Genomic DNA, 16706 nt, shown 5'->3' on the forward strand with positions numbered 1-16706 from the left:
TGTTCACTCTATGAATGATAAATATTTAACAGTAAGTGCACTAACAAGGTATTTAAAACGAAAAATTGAGTTGGATAAACATTTACGACAAGTATGGCTAAAAGGGGAAGTGTCCAATTTTAAGCACCATAGCCGTGGTCATATGTATTTAACAATTAAAGATGATTACACTAGAATCCAAGCTGTTATGTTTGCAGGCAATAACCGCCACTTAAAGTTTAAACCTGAAAACGGGATGAATGTTCTAATTAAAGGCGAGGTCAATATCTATGAACCACAGGGACAGTATCAATTGTATATCCAGCAAATGGAGCCGGATGGTATTGGTGCACTTTATCTTGCGTTTGAGCAATTAAAACAGAAGCTTGCGAACGAGGGTTTATTTGATGAGCTTCATAAACAAGCGCTACCAAGTTATCCAAAACACATCGGCGTGATTACATCACCAACAGGAGCTGCTATTCGTGATATCGTAACAACGATACGCCGCAGGTATCCAATTGTAAAGTTGACAGTTATTCCAGTGCTTGTACAAGGGGAGCAGTCGCCACAATCGATTGAGAAGGGTATTAAGCAAGCAAATGAGATGGATGATTTTGATGTACTAATCGTTGGTCGTGGTGGTGGTTCCATTGAAGAATTGTGGAGTTTTAATGAAGAACGCGTAGCACGGGCAATTGCCGCATCACATATACCGATTATTTCTGCGGTTGGACATGAAACTGATGTGACCATTAGCGATTTAATTGCAGATAAAAGAGCCCCAACCCCAACTGGAGCAGCAGAACTTGCTGTTCCATCACAAATTGAATTACAGGACAAGCTAAAATCCTATCGCCAAAGATTAGATCGAATTATAAAAGAGAAGACGAATAATGCTAAGGAGCGATTGGACCAATTTAAGAAATCTTATGCATTTCGTTATCCAACTATATTGGTTCAACAAAAAGAGCAAGAACTAGATAAAAATGTAGATCGCATGGCAAAATCATTTTCAAATATTCAACAACGATTGAATCAACACTGGGAGCACGTACACAAACGGTTAAACCAGCAACATCCAGATCGGCAACTTACTCAATATAAACAACAACTTGATCAGTTGAGGAGCCGACAAACACGTGTTTTACAGCAAGTTTTACAGACGAAAGAAAATCAATTGGAGAAAACAATCGACAAGTTAATGATCTTAAATCCACTTCATACGATGAAACGTGGTTATTCCATTTCTTATACTAAAAATGGAGAGGTTGTGCAATCTGCTCATGACGTTCAACCAGGGCAGCAAATTGCAGTTAAATTGCACGACGGCACATTGGATTGTCAAGTATGGGGAATAGAGGAGGATAAATCAAATGAGTAAGGAAGAACTAACCTTCGAACAAGCAATGGAGCAACTGGAACAAATTGTAGACAAATTAGAAGAAGGGGACGTCCCATTAGAAAAAGCGATTAACTATTATCAAGAAGGGATGAAATTGTCAAAAGTTTGTGGTGATAAACTAACAAATGTTGAAAAACAAATGGAACAAATAGTAAATGAACAAGGGGAATTTGCTCCATTTACCATTGGGGAGGAAGAATAAGGTGAATGTTCAATTAACCGACTACTTACAAGAACGACAACAAGTTATGATGCAAGCCTTAACTAAAGCAATAGAACAACTTGATAGTCCGCAACGGTTAAAGCAAGCGATGCTTTATTCTTTAGAAGCTGGCGGAAAGCGAGTTCGCCCTATCTTAATGATGGCGAGTTGTGAATCATATGGAACGGATTATCGAGAGGTACTTCCAGTGGCAATTGCATTAGAGATGGTACATACGTATTCACTCATCCATGATGATCTCCCTGCAATGGATAATGATGATTATCGCAGAGGCAAGCTGACTAATCATAAAAAATATGATGAAGCAACAGCTATCTTGGCAGGTGATGGATTATTAACCTATAGTTTTGACATTATTGCAGCTGCTACGTCCTTAACGGATCAGCAAAAAGTGTTTTTAATGAGTGAATTAAGTAAAGTAAGTGGTCCAAAAGGGATGGTAGCAGGTCAGCTTCTTGATATGCAAGCTGAAAACAAGGAGACGAATTTAGAAGAATTAGAGAAAATTCATACACTTAAAACAGGCCAGTTACTCCGCTATGCGATTGTAAGCGGCGCGTATATTGGAGGGGCTTCAGAAAATCAACTTACTTCGATTGAGACCTTTGCTCACTATATAGGCTTAATTTTTCAAGTGCAAGATGATATTTTAGATGTTGATGGTGATCCAGCATTAATAGGTAAAGCAGTTGGTAGTGACGTTGATAATTTCAAAAGCACGTATCCTAAATTATTAGGTTTAGATGGTGCGAAACAACATAAACAACTATATGTGAACGAAGCGAAATCTGCTTTAAGAAATGCTGGGATTAAAGATTCGTTATTGGAAGAATTGACGGATTATTTAAGCAATCGCAATGTATAAGAATGGTATTTTTTGGAATTGAGAATTGTTTGGTTGTATGTTATCCTTAATATTAACAGAGGGATGGTGCAGTATTCTAGTCAGTCCTCCGTTTCTGAAGGCGGGCCTAAAAATCCGCCAAAGGGCACATCGATGAAGTTCCTTGTGCTGGCTTGAGGCGCCCAGCCTTGGGTCGGTGCTGGGAGTTAAGGTCGTAGGGCGATCCACAAAGGCATGTGGGCGTTGACCCTGCTTCCGCGGAGGCCCATATCTGTCGTGATTTCTGAGCAGGGAATCATGATGGAATGGGGTATGAACCTGTAGAATAGGGAGAGGAGTCTCTATTTGCAGCGTAGCCTGCCTTGAGTGGTGCTGAGGGGATTATGGTTAAATACGAAACGATGGGTGGCCACTATTGTTTCGGATAAATGAATCCATATGAAATCAGTACTGCAAAAGAGGCTAGGAAACGGTTAAGGACTGTTGAGGAAATCTCCTAGACTGTTCCGTCAGGACATTTAAAAGGGATTATAGTGCGGACTAAGTGGTAATCCAGTCTAGCTGTTGGTGACAACGCTAAGACAGGTTTAAAGGGGAACCGCCAGAATGGCAACATTCGGTACCTGTTTGGGAAAACCTACTGGACCTAAGCCGCAGTTTTTACCTTTTAAATGACCATTCCTTTCGTACATATAGGAATATAACTAATTCATAATTATATAAATAGATTTAGAGGTATAATGAATGTCTAAAACCCAGTTGCAAAAGTCGATAAAATTTAGCTTAAGTATTGCCGTTATCACATTTGTGTTAGCGGCTATTTTTTCAGTTGTTTCCTCCTCGGTGTTGAGTGGCGTATCCTCAATCATAGGATTGGTCATTGTGTTTGCTATCGTGTTATTAGGGGTAGTATTTGATATGTTAGGGATTGCTGCAACTGCTGCTGATGAAGTACCCTTTCATGCAATGGCTGCAGAAAAGGTGAATGGAGCCAAGCAAGCAATTGCCATTGTTCGAAATGCAGATCGCTTTGCAAGTTTCTGTAATGATGTAATCGGTGATATTTCAGGTGTTATTAGCGGTACAGCATCCGCGATCGTTGTCTTGCAAATTGCCAATGGATTTGGTCATTCAGACGGATCTCCATTTCAAATTACGCTTTCAGTTATATTAACGAGTCTTGTAGCAGCTTTAACGGTTGGTGGTAAAGCAGTCGGAAAGTTCTTTGGGATCCATTCATCAACGAAAATTATTTTTTTTGCTGCCAAAGTAATTGCAATTTTGGAAGATAACTTTAAAATAAAGATATTAACGAACAAAAAAAGGAAATAATTTATATTATAGGGGAGGAATCCCAAGTGGATCTGACAAAAATTAAAGATCCTTCGTTTTTGAAAAAATTATCAAACGAGGAACTAAAAGCTCTAGCATTGGAGATTCGCACATTTTTAATTGAGAAACTGTCAGTAACAGGTGGACACCTAGGCGCAAATTTAGGGGTTGTGGAGTTGACCTTAGCATTACACCAACAGTTTAATAGTCCCCATGATAAATTTATTTTTGATGTAGGTCATCAATCATACATTCACAAAATATTAACTGGAAGAACAGAACAATTTAAAACCCTCCGAAAATATCAGGGGCTATGTGGTTTTCCAAAAAGAAATGAAAGTGAACATGATATTTGGGAAACAGGCCATAGTTCTACTTCTTTATCAGCTGCAATGGGTATGGTGTTGGCAAGAGATTTAAAAGGTGATGACCATTATGTCGTACCAATTATTGGTGATGGTGCCTTAACCGGTGGTATGGCTTTGGAAGCTTTAAATCATATTGGTCATGAAAAAAAGAACATGACTGTTATTTTAAATGATAATGAAATGTCAATTGCAAATAATGTAGGCGCGCTGCATAACGCACTTGGTCGTATGAGAAGTGCAGGGAAGTATAATCGTGTCAAAGATGAACTAGAGTGGTTATTGAAAAAAATCCCTGCAGTAGGTGGACGACTCGCGCATACAGCGGAACGTGTCAAAGATAGTATGAAATATTTTATGGTTCCTGGTATGTTATTTGAAGAATTTGGATTTACGTATTATGGTCCCGTTGATGGACATGACTTCCATGCACTGCAAGAAAATTTACAATATGCCAAGAAAACAGATGGGCCAGTAATTGTTCATGTGATTACCCAAAAAGGAAAAGGCTATCATCCAGCAGAATCGGACCAAAAAGATAAATGGCACGGGGTGGGTCCCTATAAGATTGATTCAGGGGAAAAGATTAAACCTGTTGATGCTGCTCCTGCTTGGAGTAGCGTTGTTAGTGGAACATTGCAAAAAATAGCGAGGACAGATCAGCGTTTAGCAGTGATAACCCCTGCTATGATTTTAGGTTCTAAATTGGAAAAATTTCAAGAAGAATTTCCTGATCGCTTGTTTGATGTGGGAATTGCCGAACAGCATGCAACAACTATGGCAGCTGGAATGGCAACCCAAGGAATGAAACCATTTTTAGCTATTTATTCTACTTTTATGCAGCGTGCATATGACCAATTGGTTCATGATGTATGTAGACAAAATTTAAACGTTGCTTTTGGGGTGGATCGTGCTGGATTGGTAGGTGCTGATGGGGAAACGCATCAAGGTGTGTTTGATATTGCATTTTTAAGACAAATGCCAAATATGGTGATTATGATGCCTAAGGATGAAAATGAGTGTCAGCATATGGTGCATACAGCTATTGACTATGATGATGGGCCAATTGCAGTTCGTTTTCCAAGAGGTAATGCCTTTGGGATTACGATGGATGAAGATTTCAAAGCCCTTCCAATCGGAACTTGGGACGTGCTTGAAGAGGGTGCAGATGCTGCGATATTGACTTTTGGAACAACGATCGATTTAGCCTTGAAGGCTAGACAAGAATTGTTAGAGAAAGGTTTATCTGTTAAAGTGATTAATGCACGTTTTATCAAGCCGTTAGATGAAAAAATGTTACATGCATTAATGGGCATAAATATGCCAATTTTAACAATAGAAGAAGCAATTCTAAAAGGTGGCTTCGGTAGTGCAGTATTAGAATTTGCTGAAGAACACCAATACAAGAATCAAGATATACTGCGAATGGGTATACCTGATCGTTACATTGAACATGGTAATGTTGATCAACTATTAGAAGAAATCGGTATTACCAAAGAAGCAGTAGTACAAAAACTACTGCAACTGATACCAACCAAACAGCAGAGGGCATGAAGAACAATGACAAAAAAAGTGAGATTAGATACACTATTAGTAGAGCGAGAACTAATTGAAACAAGAGAAAAAGCAAAACGATCGATTATGGCAGGGCTTGTCTATTCGGAACAAACACGTTTGGATAAACCTGGAATGAAAGTGGTTGAAGATATTCCACTTACCGTGAAAGGAAAGCTGATCCCTTATGTTGGGAGAGGTGGACTCAAATTAGAAAAGGCATTACAAGTATTTAACTTGGATGTGAACGGTAAGATTATGGTTGATATCGGATCGTCCACTGGTGGATTTACAGATTGCGGATTACAAAATGGTGTAGCGTTAAGTTATGCGATTGACGTTGGCTACAATCAATTAGCTTGGAAATTACGAAATGACGACCGTGTCGTAGTGATGGAAAGGACGAATTTTCGCTATGTTACACCGGATATGTTATCTGAGGGTCTCCCTAACTTCGCAACGATTGATGTATCTTTTATTTCTCTGAAGTTAATATTACCAGTACTATCGAAATTACTTGCCTCAGACAGTGAAGTGGTGGTCTTAATCAAGCCCCAATTTGAAGCAGGCCGAGAACAAGTAGGTAGAAAAGGGATTGTTCGAGAGGCAAAGGTTCACAAGCAAGTTCTAGAAACGATGTTGGAATTTATCGATAAAGAAGGTTATAGTATTGAGGGATTAACCCATTCACCAATTACGGGTGGAGACGGAAATATTGAATTTTTAGCTTATTTAACTTGGAATCAACAAGCAGAAGGAAAAAGCATGACAAATGTCGAAATTGATCATGTAGTCGAACAGGCACATCGTCAGCTGGACAATCATGCTTCGAGATAGATGAGATTGGGGCTACATAGCATGTAGTCCTTTTCACGTATGTGTAAAATGAAGTGAAGATCGGAGGACGCAATGAATAAAGGACAACGCCATATTAAAATAAGAGAACTGATTACGGAAAACGATATAGAAACTCAAGATGATTTGGTCGAACAATTAAGAAATCTTGGCTACAATGTGACCCAAGCAACCGTTTCTCGAGATATTAAAGAACTCCACTTGGTAAAAGTTCCAATGGTTGATGGTAGGTATAAATATAGTTTACCAGCCGATCAACGGTTTAACCCGCTTGAGAAATTAAGTCGCTTAATCATGGATGCATTTATCAAGATTGATACAGCTGGTTACTTTATTGTATTAAAGACATTACCAGGTAATGCGAATGCAGTCGGAGCCTTGATTGATCAGTTGGATTGGGATCAGATTTTAGGTACGATTTGTGGTGATGATACGATTTTAATTATTTGTCGAACAGAACAAGATACAGAGGAGATCAAAAATCGTTTACTAGATATGTTGTAATACAAATAAAGCTAACCTCCAAAGAAATGAGGTGATGACATGTTAACAGAACTGTCAATAAAAGACTTTGCAATCATCGAAGATTTAACGATTACTTTTCATGATGGATTAACTGTTTTGACCGGTGAGACAGGAGCAGGGAAATCAATTATCATTGATGCTGTTGGCTTATTAAGTGGTGGAAGAGGATCGGTTGAATTTGTTCGACATGGAACAAAGAAAGCTATTCTAGAAGGATTATTTACTGTTGATGACTTAGATCATCCTGTTCATCAAGTAGGGAAAGAGTTTGGTATAGATATTACTAAAGATGGAATGGTTGTATTAAACCGGACGATTACATCTAGTGGGAAAAGTATCTGTCGTGTCAATGGCAAATTAGTGACGTTAGGGATTCTTAAGGAATTTGGTAAAACATTGATTGATATTCATAGCCAACATGAAACGCAATCACTTATGGATGTCGACCGACATATCGAATTGTTGGACCTGTATAATCGAGATCAAATTGTTCCGATTAAACAAGAGTACTTGCAACTATATAAACAAATGATGGCTCTGAAAAAACGTTTTAGTGAATTGCGAGACAATGAGCAAGAAATGGCGCAACGGTTAGATTTATATGAATTTCAATTACGAGAATTGCAAGAAGCAAATTTATCACCTAATGAAGATGAACAACTTGCAGAAGAACGAGAAAGATTAGCCAATTATGAAAAAATATACCAAGGGATTCATGATGCCTACCATGCATTATATGGGGAGCAAAAGGGGCTTGATTGGGTTGGACTTGCGTTAAATGGATTGGAAAAGGCTGCCGAGTATGAACCAGAACTTAGCAAATCGAAGGAAGAACTCACAAATCATTACTTCTTATTAGAAGAGTTAACCTACGAACTACGAAATCACCTTGAACAGTTAGAGTTCGATCCGGAACGTTTAAATGGAATGGAATCTAGAATCAATGAATTGAATCGTCTTAAGCGAAAGTACGGCCAAACGGTAAATGATATGTTAGAATATGCAGCTAAAATCGAAGACGAAATTGATCAAATTAAAAATAAAGATTCCCATTTACAAACAATGGAAACGCAACTATTAGAACTAGCTGAAGATGCATTGTTGGAAGCAAAACATTTACATGATGTCCGAATAGAGGCGGCTAATTTATTAGTGGATGATATTCATCAGGAATTGAAAGACCTCTATTTAGAAAAGGCGTCATTTGATGTTGATATTACCGAGCGAAAGGGATCCGATACAGAACTTACATACGAAGGGATTCCTATTCAACTGGGTGAGAATGGCTTTGATATTGTTAAATTTTTAATTACAACAAATCCAGGTGAACCATTAAAACCTATCCATAAAGTAGCTTCCGGTGGCGAATTATCTCGTATTATGTTGGCACTTAAGCGCATTTTTGCCAAACATCAACGAGTGACAAGTATTATTTTCGATGAAGTTGACACAGGTGTAAGTGGACGTGTTGCACAAGCCATTGCAGAAAAAATATATGGAATCTCATTAGGTTCACAAGTATTGTGTATTACCCATTTACCACAATTAGCTTCGATGGCAGATAGTCACTTATTAATTGAAAAGAAAATCAAAAATGAGAGAACTAGTACGATGGTTACTGAATTGTCAAAGGAAGAAAGCGCAGAAGAGATTAGTCGAATGATCACAGGTGCAGAAATAACCGAAACATCAAAACAACATGCTAGTGAATTAATTTCGATGGCAAAAGAGTTTAAAAAGAATGTACTTGTTTAGATCACCCCTGTCTTTTTAAAAGGCAGGTTTTTTTATATCCTAATTTGATAATAATTTTTTCAATTAGTGGAAGAACTATCCTATATTTCTCATCTTTTTAGTGTTTAAAAATGGCGATGGAAGGTCAAATTAGAAGTACAGAAAAAAATGTGGGTTAGGAACGAGGAGAGTGAAAAAAATGAACTTCGAACGTATACGAAATGGAATAGGAATAATACTCCTTGTTGCTTTCCTAGTTATTCCATTTTTAACACCTATACAGACTTTCTTGTCGATTCCAAATCAAATTGTAACCTTTCATAATCAAGATACCATTAGTGTACCTGCTATGGGAAAGGCTATTAATATAAAACATAAAGAAGATGAAAGTAACGCCATACAAGCGGTTAATTCTAATCAATTTCAAACAGCAGGACCTGGTAGTAGTACATTAGTATATGAAATGGCTGGACTACCAATCAAACAAGTGAATGTGGATGTACTTGATGATTTAAAAGTTGTTCCAGGTGGACAATCCATTGGAGTTAATTTACAAACATTAGGGGTATTAGTTGTCGGACATCATTTAGTCAATACGGACGAGAAGCAAATTTCTCCAGGTGAACAAGCAGGGATAAAAGTAGGCGACACACTGTTAAAAATAAATGGCCAAGAAATTAATAATATGAAAGAAGTCACACCATTTGTTAAAGAGGCTGGGAAAAATAATGAATCGTTAGATGTTGAAGTGAAGCGAGAAGATGAAGTGTTTAATACCGAATTAACGCCTTATTATGATGCGAAAGAAGATGATTATCGAATAGGGCTCTATATAAGGGACTCAGCTGCAGGTATTGGAACGATGACTTTTTATCATCCAGAGTCTAAAAAGTATGGAGCGCTAGGACATGTCATATCAGATATGGATACAAGAAAACCAATTGAAATAAATGAAGGTACAATTGTTCGTTCTAATATAAAATCGATTGAAAAAGGTAGTAACGGTTCACCAGGAGAAAAACGAGCAGAGTTTACTGCTGGAAAAGACAGAATAGGAAATATTACTAAAAATAGTCCATTTGGGGTTTTTGGAAAATTAGATAAAAACATTTCAAATGGAAAAATGGATGAAGCACTACCAATCGCATTATCACATGAAGTAAAGGAAGGGCCAGCAAAAATATTGACGGTTGTTGAAGGGGAAGAAGTAAAGGAATATGACGTAGAAGTAGTGAACAGTGTAGAACAAAAGTTTCCAGCTACTAAGGGTATGATTGTCAAAATTACAGATCAAGAATTATTAGACAAAACTGGTGGAATTGTTCAAGGAATGAGTGGAAGTCCTATTATTCAAGATGGAAAAGTTATCGGGGCAGTAACACATGTTTTTGTCAATGATTCCACAAGCGGTTATGGTGTTCATATCGAATGGATGTTGCATGAAGCAGGCATTGATATTTATAAACAAGATCAACAAGAAGTGAGCTAAGTTGAATATCCGATGGCAAAGCTCTTATCAAAAAGTTCGCTTTTGATAAGAGCTTGTTGTGTACTAAAAATAGGATTTTTTACCGGTGCAAGCATACAAAGACTCCCACTTCAAAACATCAAATGGGATGGACGGGGAGTTAACTTTTCTTTCATCTCGAATAATTCAAGGGCAGTGGGTCTTTCATTGTGTTGCTAACACTTAGTGAGGGAAAAGCAAAAAGCCCCGCCGCAAAGTGCCAAGAGAAAATTAACCGAAACAGCCTCTTAGTTTAATTATATAATTAGCGCTTTCAACCAATATATGGTAAACTTAGTATCAAGATAAAGATTTTTCGACAAACGGATAACCAAAGAGTCGTACACTGTCATAATTCATCGAAAAAATGCGTAATTCAAAGTAAAAACTAGTATTTCGAAAAAAATCCAAAGTTTTTTAACTTATAGAAGGAATTTTCGGACTTGTGTCGAAATTGTTACATGGAGAAAGAGGAGGAATAACTAAGGAGGAACTGTTGTGGAAAAAATTAAAATCTGTTTAGTCGATGATAACCATGAACTGATTCAGTTGATGGAAGAATATTTTGCCGATCAAACTGACATGGAAGTAATTGGTACGGCAAATAATGGAAAAGAATGTCTAGAACTTTTAGATGAAGTAGAACCAGATGTCTTGATTCTCGACATTATTATGCCACATATGGATGGGTTGGCTGTTTTAGGTAAGTTGAAACAACTTGAAAGAGCCAAGTATCCAAATGTGATTATGTTGACAGCCTTTGGACAGGAAGAGGTAACGAAAAAAGCTGTCGACCTAGGCGCTTCCTATTTTATTCTTAAACCTTTTGATCTTGACAATTTACGGGATCAAATCAAGCAAGTTGCGGGTGGTGCATCCCCGGTAATGGACAATAATGTTGGAAAACAAACGCTTGTTAATCAAGAAAATAAAAAAGTAGATTTAGAAGCGAACATTACTCATATTATTCATGAGATTGGGGTACCTGCTCATATTAAAGGATATATGTATTTAAGAGAAGCCATTACAATGGTTTACAAAGATATCGAATTGTTAGGTTCGATAACGAAAGTCTTATATCCAGATATCGCTAAAAAATATAATACGACGGCATCTCGTGTGGAACGTGCTATTCGCCACGCGATTGAAGTTGCTTGGAGCAGAGGGAATATGGAGTCGATTTCCTCTTTATTTGGCTATACGGTTAGTATGTCTAAGGCAAAACCGACCAATAGTGAATTTATTGCGATGGTGGCAGATCGTTTGCGCTTGGACCATCGGGCGAGTTAATGTTTTTACGAGATCTCTTACGCTATAAAACCTCTTTTGTAAAATTAATTTACAGAAGGGGTTTTGTTATTTAAAAGATTTTTTAATTTCTATACTAAATGTGGTTGTGCCTCAGTCATACCATCGTGTCGAAGGAACTCAGCTAACTTGGTAAAGAAAAGCCCTTTACCAAATGGATCTTCACCTCGTGCTGTTCCCATAGGACAAGGAAGGATTCGGAAGTGATACATCGCACGAAGAAAATCGGTCTTTATTTTCAAGGAGGCTCACCAGCCCCTCGCAAGAAAGTGTAGTGTATTTCCGTAGCGGCCTATTAGCACTAATCCTTTAGAAGATGTTGAAGCTTATGTCGTGTAATATAGCTTATCTGCATCAATAACCTTTTATAAAATAAAAGAGCCTTTTAAAAGAGAGGGTGGAGTGAAAATCACATCACCATATGGAGAGACCCAATTTTTGGCGTCTTTTTGTTCTTACAAACCTCCTGTTATTTTGCATATTAGATTAATTTTGAGGCAGTTTATAGGTAGCAAAATAAACAGGAGGGTATAGAATGAGAAAATTAATTGTTATTGCTTTCATATTGTTTGCAGTAGTTCCGCTAACAGTCTCTGCTCAAAGTACATACACTGTACAACCAGGTGACACGATGTGGAAAATTGCTGTGAAACACCAAATTGGAGTAACAGAGATAATTGAGGCCAATCCACATATTGACAATCCTGATCTTATTTATCCTAATCAAAAAGTAACAATTCCTGATATTGATAAGATCAAGCATATTGAACACGAAGTAATTCAACTAACAAATCAAGAAAGAGCGAAGAATGGATTGCCAGCATTACAACCTGATTGGGAATTATCGCGAGTGGCGAGATATAAATCACAGGATATGCGCGATCAAAGTTATTTTTCCCATACAAGTCCAACTTACGGATCTCCCTTCACAATGATGCAGAACTTTGGTATAAGTTATCGTGGGGCTGCTGAAAATATAGCTCGAGGACAAAGAACACCGCAAGAAGTCGTAAAAGGTTGGATGGATAGTCCTGGTCACCGGAAGAACATTTTAGGTGATTTCACACATATCGGTGTTGGCTATGTTGAGGATGGCAATTATTGGACGCAAATGTTTATAAGAAAATAAACTAAAAAGACCTTGATTATGCTATCAAGGTCTTTTTAGTTGTGTTTACAAGCATAAATCCATAAAATTTAATAAATATCGATGCTATTCCTGTTTTACAACCATATCCGTACAAGGAGATGGATATATTCCTTATCTTAAGTTTAACAATTTTGCAAAAAGTATGTTAATATTTTTAGTAGTTAAAAAAATTAGGCTACGTTTTTTAGAAATTGCTTTAGGGTTAAGAAGGTAGCCAAAACTAAAATGGAGAGGTTAATGAAATGAAGGTAGCAAAATTTGGAGGAAGTTCCGTAGCAAGTGCTGAACAATTAAGGAAAGTAGCAACGATTATTCAAGAAGATTCAGACCGAAGAGCTATCGTTGTTTCTGCACCTGGTAAACGATTTGACGAAGATACGAAAGTAACCGATTTATTGATTGCTTTAGGGGAAGCGTATTTACAAAATCAATCCTATGAGGAACAAGTTGAACAAATTGTTGATCGTTTTAAGGAAATCACAACAAAACTTGAACTTTCAGATAACGTGCTCTCGGAGATTCGACAAGATGTAACAAATGTTGTTGAGTCTGATTATAGTGATGAATTGAAAATGGATGCGTTGAAAGCAATTGGTGAAGATTCTTTAGCTAAAGTTTTAAGTGAATACTTGCGCTCGTTAGGGATGGAATCAACGTATTTAAACCCACAAGAAGCTGGTATTATTGTAAGTGATGATCCGGGTAGTGCCCAGATTCTAGATGATAGTTTTAAGAAAATTTATAGACTACGCGAACGCGATGATATTGTTGTAATACCAGGATTCTTTGGTTATACCAAGGAAGGGAAACTAGCGACCTTCTCTCGAGGAGGGTCAGATATCACCGGTTCCATTGTGGCAGCTGGAGTAAATGCAGACTTGTATGAGAATTTCACGGATGTTGATTCTGTTTATTGTGTCAATCCGACAATTGTAGAAAATCCTAAAGAAATCACATCATTGACTTATAAGGAAATGCGTGAGTTATCTTATGCTGGTTTTTCCGTTTTTCATGATGAAGCATTAATTCCTGCATTTAAAGCAAGTATTCCTGTTTGTATTAAAAATACGAATAATCCGAATGGGTTAGGCACAATTATTGTGGCAGAAAAAGAAACACAAGAAAACCCTGTTGTTGGAATTGCGAGTGATAAAGGTTTTTTAAGCCTTTATGTTAGTAAATACTTAATGAATAGAGAATTAGGATTTGGTCGTCGCCTGCTTCACATCTTAGAAGACGAGTGTATTTCATTTGAACATACACCATCAGGTATTGATGATATTTCTGTGATCATAAGAGAAAGTCAACTACCACAAGATAAAGAAGAGCGTGTCATCCAACGCATTAAGGATGAATTAGACCCAGATATGGTTCACATTGAAAAAGATTTAGCCCTAATTATGATTGTTGGGGAAGGGATGGACAATACGATTGGTATTGCCGATAAAGTAACACATGCGTTTAATCGAGCGAATGTGAATATTGAAATGATGAACCAAGGTTCTTCAGAGGTATCAATGATGTTCGGAGTAAAAGAATCTAGAGTGGACGCAGCAGTGCAGGCACTATATCAATCTTTCTTTGATCATTAAACACAATGATAAAAAAGACTTGCCATTACGAATGGCAAGTCTTTTTTTAGATCGCTGTCAAAATGAGTGTTAGTAAAGCGTTATATATACATGTGTTAGGATTGACGGTTGCGATTTCTTTTAAACCGGCCTTTTGTTAAATGTCTTTTTCGATCTCTATGTAGGATAAAACCACCAATAAATGTAATTCCAATAAAAAAGAATAGCAATCCAATGATAAACTGAATACTTAAATGAAAAAATATCGAATAAAATACCCCAAATAAGGCATCTCTCACTAATTTTACTCCTAGTGTTGCAATCACCCCAGGAATGACTAAAATTAATAAAGCCAATAAGCGCATCACTCATCCCCCATTCAATTCCTAATTGTAGTATAGCAAAAGGGAAACGAGGATGGAAATAAAGTGAAATTTAATTCGGAGCTGACTAATGGGAAGTATAAAAATGCAGCGTAGAAGAGTTATCAACGTTAATATATCAAAACATATAATTGTTAATTCTTTAAAGTAAATGAGGCAAAATAAACCAACCTTGCTAATTCTTGCAAAAAAGTATACCATGGTAGTATGCAATTTCGTGCAGGGTGTGATCATAGGATGAATTATCTGCAAGAACAAGTTGTTAATCATTTACCACAAGGGATAGTCGTAATTAAAACAGATGAAACGATTACATTTGTCAATCATAGAGCGATAGAAATCTTGGAGTTAACGAACCAACAACTTATAAACCAACCGCTTACAAAGGTAATCGAGACAGCAAAGCTACCTTTTGTATTAAGAACTAGAAAAAAACAAATCAATCAAACGGTGCGGTTGCATAATGGAAAAACAATCATTAGTTCACGTATACCATTAATTGATGAAAGCAATAATCTTAAGGGAGCTATGGCGTTTTTTTATGAAGTTACCGATGTTGTTCGATTAGCTGAACAAGTAACAAATTTGAAAGAAATAGAGAAAACATTAAAGACAATTGTAGATGCTTCAGAAGTGGCTACAACTATCGTCGATGAACATGGGAGAGGGGTGCTAATAAATTCTGCGTACACTAAACTGACTGGATTATCCAAGAAAACCGTTATAGGGAAACCGGTGGATAAAGAATTACAAATAGAATATGATATCCAACAAAAGGTGTTGCAATCGCGCCGATCAATACATGGTGTCCAAATGAAAATAGGTCAATCCAATACACAAATAGTTGCTAATGGATCACCAATCTTAGTTGACGGTAAATTAAAAGGAAGTGTGGCTTTACTGCACGATGTTTCAAAGGTAGATGAGGTGGAAACAGAATTAAGTAAGGCAAAAGAATTAATTCGTCATCTGGAATTAACCTATAGCTTTGAAGATATTATTGGAAACTCAAGCGCAATGCAACTAACCAAAGAACAGGCAAAAGTTGCTGCAATAACAAGCACCCCTGTTTTAATCCGAGGAGAGCCTGGCACAGAAAAAGAGTTAGTTGCTCATGCAATTCATCATGAGAGTGAGCGTAAGTATCAAAAAATGATAGGTGTCGATTGTACGGTAATGTCTGAGGATGAGTGGGAAAAGCAATTATTTGGCTATCAAGGTGTTGGGGCATTGCGTCATCAACCGGGGTATTTTGAACAAGCGAATAACGGTACACTTTTATTAAATGAGATAGACAAAATCCCAATATTATTACAATTAAAACTATTACGGGTGATACAAAATAATCAAATTCAACCAGTAAATAGTAACGCAACATTGCCAATCAATGTACGTTTGATCATGACTACTAGTATAAATTTAGAGAAGGCAATGATCGATAAAAGTTTTGATAAGGATTTTTATTATGTATTAAATCAAATGTCACTATCACTACCGCCGCTACGTGAACGAATAACTGATTTGGAACCATTAATGCAAGTGATGCTCAGAAGGCTTAATAGACACTTCGGTAAACACATTTATGCGGTTGCATCAGAAGCGTTAGAGGTTTTAAAGTCGTACAGTTGGCCGAAAAATATTAGAGAATTAGAGCATGTGTTAAGAACGGCAATGGTATATATGGATCCACATCGAAAAGTGATTCAAAAGCGGGACCTACCACTAGAAGTGTGTAAATCAGTCGAATTAGTGGATGAACAACCTTTCAATTATAACCAGTCCCAGACCTTACAACAAACAATGGAACTTTATGAAAAACAAGTAATTCAATCTACTTTTGCTTCACTCGATTATAATAAGACGAAAACAGCAGAATTATTAGGCATTTCCATTCGCAACCTTTATTATAAGATGCAAAAATATAAAATTGAAGCAAAGTAAGGTGCAAAAAATTGCATAGTAGGTTATGAG

General features: G+C 37.1%; 15 protein-coding genes. 13 read left to right on the forward strand and 2 right to left on the reverse strand.

The features are described 5' to 3' along the window. Positions 1 to 10: 10 nt before the first annotated feature. The 10 genes from xseA to spo0A all read left to right on the forward strand — a co-directional run bounded on the left by xseA (position 11) and on the right by spo0A (position 11613). Positions 11 to 1363, forward strand: coding sequence for an exodeoxyribonuclease VII large subunit (gene xseA / locus FCI53_RS03490; protein ID WP_138415871.1), 1353 nt, complete (start codon positions 11 to 13; stop codon positions 1361 to 1363). Next, positions 1356 to 1586: an exodeoxyribonuclease VII small subunit gene (locus FCI53_RS03495; RefSeq protein WP_138415873.1), complete on the forward strand. Its 231-nt coding sequence runs from the start codon at positions 1356 to 1358 to the stop codon at positions 1584 to 1586. Before xseA ends, FCI53_RS03495 begins: the two co-directional genes overlap by 8 nt. Before the next feature lies 1 nt (position 1587). Further along, on the forward strand, positions 1588 to 2472 hold the full coding sequence (locus FCI53_RS03500; RefSeq protein WP_246049996.1) for a polyprenyl synthetase family protein: 885 nt from the start codon (positions 1588 to 1590) through the stop codon (positions 2470 to 2472). A 723-nt stretch (positions 2473 to 3195) separates the two neighbouring features. Next, a complete protein-coding gene (locus FCI53_RS03505; RefSeq protein WP_138415875.1) occupies positions 3196 to 3783 on the forward strand; it encodes a hypothetical protein in 588 nt (195 codons plus the stop codon). A gap of 26 nt (positions 3784 to 3809) precedes the next feature. Further along, entirely contained in the window at positions 3810 to 5702 is a 1893-nt protein-coding gene (gene dxs, locus FCI53_RS03510) for a 1-deoxy-D-xylulose-5-phosphate synthase (protein WP_138415877.1), read from the forward strand. Between the two features lie 6 nt (positions 5703 to 5708). Further along, positions 5709 to 6539, forward strand: a complete 831-nt coding sequence (locus FCI53_RS03515) for a TlyA family RNA methyltransferase (protein WP_138415879.1) — start codon at positions 5709 to 5711, stop codon at positions 6537 to 6539. A 72-nt stretch (positions 6540 to 6611) separates the two neighbouring features. Then, the gene (gene ahrC, locus FCI53_RS03520) at positions 6612 to 7061 is read left to right on the forward strand and encodes a transcriptional regulator AhrC/ArgR (RefSeq protein WP_138415881.1); all 450 of its coding nucleotides are present in this window, start codon (positions 6612 to 6614) and stop codon (positions 7059 to 7061) included. Positions 7062 to 7100: 39 nt separating this feature from the next. Next, complete coding sequence (gene recN / locus FCI53_RS03525) at positions 7101 to 8837, forward strand: DNA repair protein RecN (protein WP_138415883.1); 1737 nt, start codon at positions 7101 to 7103, stop codon at positions 8835 to 8837. 178 nt (positions 8838 to 9015) lie between these two features. Beyond that, on the forward strand, positions 9016 to 10305 hold the full coding sequence (spoIVB, locus tag FCI53_RS03530) for a SpoIVB peptidase (protein ID WP_138415885.1): 1290 nt from the start codon (positions 9016 to 9018) through the stop codon (positions 10303 to 10305). Between the two features lie 516 nt (positions 10306 to 10821). After that, complete coding sequence (spo0A, locus tag FCI53_RS03535) at positions 10822 to 11613, forward strand: sporulation transcription factor Spo0A (protein ID WP_138415887.1); 792 nt, start codon at positions 10822 to 10824, stop codon at positions 11611 to 11613. 89 nt (positions 11614 to 11702) lie between these two features. Here spo0A and FCI53_RS21300 read toward each other — a convergent pair whose 3' ends face one another. Further along, the gene (locus tag FCI53_RS21300; RefSeq protein ID WP_171038043.1) at positions 11703 to 11873 is read right to left on the reverse strand and encodes a hypothetical protein; all 171 of its coding nucleotides are present in this window, start codon (positions 11871 to 11873) and stop codon (positions 11703 to 11705) included. 293 nt (positions 11874 to 12166) lie between these two features. On the opposite strand from FCI53_RS21300, the gene safA reads away from it, so the two are divergent. Both safA and FCI53_RS03545 read left to right on the forward strand, forming a co-directional pair. Then, a complete protein-coding gene (gene safA, locus FCI53_RS03540; RefSeq protein ID WP_138415889.1) occupies positions 12167 to 12760 on the forward strand; it encodes a SafA/ExsA family spore coat assembly protein in 594 nt (197 codons plus the stop codon). Positions 12761 to 13023: 263 nt separating this feature from the next. Then, entirely contained in the window at positions 13024 to 14373 is a 1350-nt protein-coding gene (locus FCI53_RS03545; protein WP_138415891.1) for an aspartate kinase, read from the forward strand. Between the two features lie 95 nt (positions 14374 to 14468). On the opposite strand, the gene FCI53_RS03550 is transcribed toward FCI53_RS03545, so the two are convergent. Continuing rightward, complete coding sequence (locus FCI53_RS03550; RefSeq protein ID WP_138415893.1) at positions 14469 to 14717, reverse strand: DUF2627 domain-containing protein; 249 nt, start codon at positions 14715 to 14717, stop codon at positions 14469 to 14471. Between the two features lie 255 nt (positions 14718 to 14972). Here FCI53_RS03550 and FCI53_RS03555 point away from each other — a divergent pair, with 255 nt between their 5' ends. Then, positions 14973 to 16676: a sigma 54-interacting transcriptional regulator gene (locus FCI53_RS03555; protein WP_171038044.1), complete on the forward strand. Its 1704-nt coding sequence runs from the start codon at positions 14973 to 14975 to the stop codon at positions 16674 to 16676. The last annotated feature ends 30 nt before the right edge of the window (positions 16677 to 16706 follow it).

It is taken from the genome of Aquibacillus sediminis, from assembly GCF_005870085.1.
Lineage (GTDB): Bacteria > Bacillota > Bacilli > Bacillales > Amphibacillaceae > Aquibacillus_E > Aquibacillus_E sediminis.